Genomic DNA, 3,935 nt, shown 5'->3' with positions numbered 1-3,935 from the left:
TGATGCGATTTCGCCGGAGCTGTTGCGCGGCGGTATTTATCAGGTGTTTACGCTGGAGCGGCCCTATCTGACCGACGAATACCGCGAGGCGATGAATCAGCTGCAACAGCAGTTTATTCCGCGTCCGAGCTGGCTGGAGGCCGACGAAGAAACCGTCGGTTAACGTGGTTCCGGCCCGTTAGCGGGCCGGAAGTACGATGGCGGTAGTCAGAAATTACGCAGGTAGGCGTTAACAAAATCAGACTGGTTGGCGGCGTCTTTTGCCGTCATAAAGGTCACTTCGTTGCCCTGACGGCGCAGCTTCAGAACCTCACCAAATTTGCATTGCACCGTCTGCAGTGCCGCCAGATCGGCCTTGAACTGTGGGTGATACTGACAGATACGGGCCATTTCACCGGCAACCTGTGAGCAGTAAGCGCCAATGCTGACATCTTTCAGCAGGCCGTCATTCACGCTGGTCCAGTCAATACGGGTCTTGATGGTGCTGCCGCAGGCCTGGCTGGCTTCGCTGTCTTTTTCGCTGAGCATGGCTTCGGTGTTCTTAACGTGTTTATCACGGTTAAACTGAGCCAGCTTTTTCTGGATGCCTTCGCTGTTTTGCAGACCGTAGCGCTCAACCAGTGCTTCACGGGTCGGGTCGGTTTCACCTTGCTCAACCGTGCCAACATTTACACCGTCACGGCCAGTGTCTGGCAGGAATACCTGAAAGTACTCATTGCCCCAGTTCATGCCTTTTAAAATCAGGGTTCTTGGCTGGCCATCGTAAGCGATGCGGTAGGCAACAGAGCCCTGACCGCGGTCCTGCATTTCTGCCAGAAAGACCACCCGGTCGACCGCATGGTTAACACCGGAAACCTGTACCAGCGCTTTGCTGTCGTCGTTTTTCAGCGGCAGAATCACGGCCTTCAGCGACTGCGCGCCGCCGAGATATACCGGGTAGTCAACGACTTCAATAGCCTGGGCGCGGAATGCGGTTAACAGGCAAAGGGTAAGAAAAGAAAGGGTTTTCAGCATGGAATGTCCTTATTGATAGCTGATTGAGCAGAATTCAGCTGCCGCTAAATGGCAGGCGGCGCTACTTTATCATCGCCTGCCCGGGAATTCTTCAGCCCTTTTGATAACTCAATCAAAAAACAATAAAAATCAGGGCTCCGGGTCCGCTATTACTTCAAACAGGCGGAAACAGAACTCCTTGGTTTCCTTATGTTTGATTTCCTGCCAGTTGGCCGGAAACAGTGGCTGCAGGCGAACTTCATGCTCGATATACACCAGTGCTCCGGGCAGCAGGCACAGGGCATTGATGGCCGGTTGCAGCAGGTCTTTGCCAAACGGCGGATCGAGAAACACCAGATCAAAAGGCTCCGGATTCTGTTGCAGCCACAGCAGGGCATCGCCGGCCCAGACCTGAGCGTTGCGCGCCTGCAGAATTTCCAGATTTTCGCGCAGCTGCAGGGCCGCATTGGGATGCTTCTCGAGAAAAATCACTTCCTTCGCGCCGCGCGACAATGCTTCGAAGCCCAGCGCGCCGGAACCGGCAAAGGCATCCAGTGCACGTGCGCCTTCGACATCGTACTGCAGCCAGTTAAAGACGGTTTCACGTACCCGGTCCATGGTCGGACGCAGGCCATCGACGGCGGGAAAACGCAGGCGGCGGGAGCGCCACTGGCCACCAATAATACGCAGTTGCTGGGATTGGATTTTGCTCATGAGTTCTTCAGTGCTGGCTGGGTTCGCGCTGCGGCTGAGTTGCTGACAGACAGTGCAGCAATTCAGCGGGAGCGGTTTTCTGGCTCTGGCCGAGCTGATGATACAGCTGGCGGTAGAGGTCTTCCGGCAGGCGATAGTAGGCAAGATCGGCCTGAATGTCGATCTGATCACGGTCATCCTGCCAGCTTTGGCGCAGCAGCCGGGCCTGCTCAAGCCGCCATTCGGCCCAGGCGCTGCGTGTTGGTTCTGCGGTTTTGGCTTGTGTGTCGGGACTGATCAGCATATCAAGGCTGTCCGGCAAGCTGTAAAGGGTTGCCCAGGCGTGTGCCGGTTGTAGCGCCGACGCAGGCAACAGCGCCTGAGTCAGCCACAAGGCGCCCGCCAGATGCTCCTGGATACAGGCCGGCAGAGACCCGCTGAGAGGTTCCAGCGGCTGCAGATCCAGACTGCGGATGACGTAAGCGGCCATGGTTTTCTGGCTGAGTTCATCCCATGGCCCGGCAATCAGCAGCAGCGCCGGGCCTCCTTTCAGGTTACCCGGCAGTTGCTGTTTCAGGTTTTCGGCCCAGTCTGTGGCAGGCAGCTTCAGTGTGTACACAGCGCTGGTGGTGCGCAGTGCCAGATAGCCACCATTCACATCGCCGGCACTGCGCAGATAAACACCGACACCTTCCAGACTCTGCCAGAACTGCCAGCCAGCAGCGGCCAGCGGCGGTTGCTGCAGCGTCGGTAATGGCTGCTGCTCTTCATCTTTCCAACCGAGATTAATCCAGCTGATCAGTAGCAGGCAGATGATAATCAGAGCGCTCAGAGTGGTGCGGCTGAAGCCGTGCAGCATAGGGCGGTTATCCCGGTTTGATGGTGGTTGCCGGTTTCAGGTGCAAACATGCCCTGAATGCGGGGTGAAATTTATCCGCTGCCGATTACATACGGCGGAATGATGGTAGGATAGCGCCCTGACGCCGGGTGCGGAAATAACGTGATGGGCTTTGGCCCGATTGCACTGTTTCGCAAAACCCCACAACACCCCGCAAAACCGGCGCATAACGAACATCCATTATTGTCCCTGATGTCTGAGTGCCCCGATGTTTGATTTTTTTAAGCGCAAAAAAAATGCTCCGGAAGCCGCCAAAGAAACCCCGGCGGAATCTGAATCCCCAGAACAATCTGCTGAACAGCCTCCTGAGCAGGTGCAGGCTGACAGTACGGAAACCGTAACCGAAGCTGCAGCACCAGCCGCTGAAGTGGTGGCCGCAGAAAGCACTGTTACTGAAGATGAAGCGGTTGAAGTTCCGGCTGCAGAGAAGCCGGCAGATATTGTCAGTGCTGAAGCGGCTCCGGCCCAGCCGAAGACTCAGGATAAACCGCTGGATAATCAGGGCACGAAAAAGCCGGGCTTTTTCAGCCGTATCCGTCAGGGCCTGAGCAAAACCCGCAGTGGCCTGAGCGATGGCCTGGCCAACCTGTTGCTGGGCAAAAAAGAAATCGACGATGACCTGCTGGAAGAACTGGAAACCCAGCTGATCATGGCCGACGTGGGTGTCGAAGCCACGCAGGACATCATGAGCCGCCTGACCGCCCGCGTCAGCCGCAAGGAACTGAGTGATTCCGATGCCCTCTATAACGCCTTAATCGGCGAGCTGCAGGACACGCTGGGCGATGTGCAGGCCCCGCTGGTGATCGACAGCAGCAAAAAGCCTTATGTGATTCTGATGGTTGGTATTAACGGTGTGGGGAAAACCACCACCATCGGTAAGCTGGCCAAACAATTCCAGAGCGATGGCAAAAACGTCATGCTGGCGGCCGGTGATACCTTCCGTGCCGCAGCGGTTGAACAGCTGCAGGTCTGGGGTGAACGCAATAATGTGCCGGTGATTGCCCAGCACACCGGCGCCGATTCAGCTTCGGTACTGTACGATGCGCTGGAAGCGGCCAAAGCGCGTAAAGTCGATGTCCTGATCGCCGATACCGCCGGTCGTCTGCATACCAAAGACAACCTGATGCAGGAACTGGAAAAAGTCGTGCGGGTCATGAAAAAACTCGACGACAGCGCACCACACGAAGTGATGCTGGTGCTGGATGCGGGAACCGGCCAGAACGCCATTAACCAGGCGCGTCAGTTCCAGCAGGCGGTCGGCGTGACCGGCCTGACCCTGACCAAGCTCGGTGGTACCGCCAAGGGCGGCATTATCTTTGCGCTGGCCCGCCACTTTGGCCTGCCGGTACGT

The 3,935-nt window shown here is 56.9% G+C and carries 4 protein-coding genes; 1 reads left to right on the top strand and 3 read right to left on the bottom strand.

The window, feature by feature from the left end:
- Positions 1-207: 207 nt before the first annotated feature.
- The 3 genes from B3P58_RS17985 to B3P58_RS17975 all read right to left on the bottom strand — a co-directional run bounded on the left by B3P58_RS17985 (position 208) and on the right by B3P58_RS17975 (position 2,545).
- Positions 208-1,014 carry a hypothetical protein gene (locus tag B3P58_RS17985; protein ID WP_145467607.1) on the bottom strand — a complete coding sequence of 269 codons (807 nt, stop codon included), beginning with the start codon at positions 1,012-1,014 and terminating at the stop codon, positions 208-210.
- Positions 1,015-1,143: 129 nt separating this feature from the next.
- Positions 1,144-1,707, bottom strand: a complete 564-nt coding sequence (gene rsmD / locus B3P58_RS17980) for a 16S rRNA (guanine(966)-N(2))-methyltransferase RsmD (protein ID WP_286719459.1) — start codon at positions 1,705-1,707, stop codon at positions 1,144-1,146.
- Positions 1,708-1,714: 7 nt separating this feature from the next.
- Positions 1,715-2,545 carry a hypothetical protein gene (locus B3P58_RS17975; protein ID WP_286719458.1) on the bottom strand — a complete coding sequence of 277 codons (831 nt, stop codon included), beginning with the start codon at positions 2,543-2,545 and terminating at the stop codon, positions 1,715-1,717.
- A 247-nt stretch (positions 2,546-2,792) separates the two neighbouring features.
- Here B3P58_RS17975 and ftsY point away from each other — a divergent pair.
- Positions 2,793-3,935 (top strand): signal recognition particle-docking protein FtsY (gene ftsY / locus B3P58_RS17970; RefSeq protein WP_286719456.1); only part of this gene is annotated, 1,143 nt, incomplete at its 3' end.

This window comes from Thalassolituus sp. UBA2009 (genome assembly GCF_002335285.1).
In the GTDB taxonomy this organism is placed as follows: domain Bacteria; phylum Pseudomonadota; class Gammaproteobacteria; order Pseudomonadales; family Oceanobacteraceae; genus Venatoribacter; species Venatoribacter alkanivorans.
Note: the sequence above shows the minus strand (reverse complement) of the source record. Positions and strands in the feature narration are given on the sequence as shown.

Bases quoted from the DNA above. Each gene is read 5' to 3' on its own strand.
- rsmD (WP_286719459.1), bottom strand. From the start codon at position 1,707: ATGAGCAAAATCCAATCCCAGCAACTGCGTATTATTGGTGGCCAGTGG.
- B3P58_RS17985 (WP_145467607.1), bottom strand. From the start codon at position 1,014: ATGCTGAAAACCCTTTCTTTTCTTACCCTTTGCCTGTTAACCGCATTC.
- B3P58_RS17975 (WP_286719458.1), bottom strand. From the start codon at position 2,545: ATGCTGCACGGCTTCAGCCGCACCACTCTGAGCGCTCTGATTATCATC.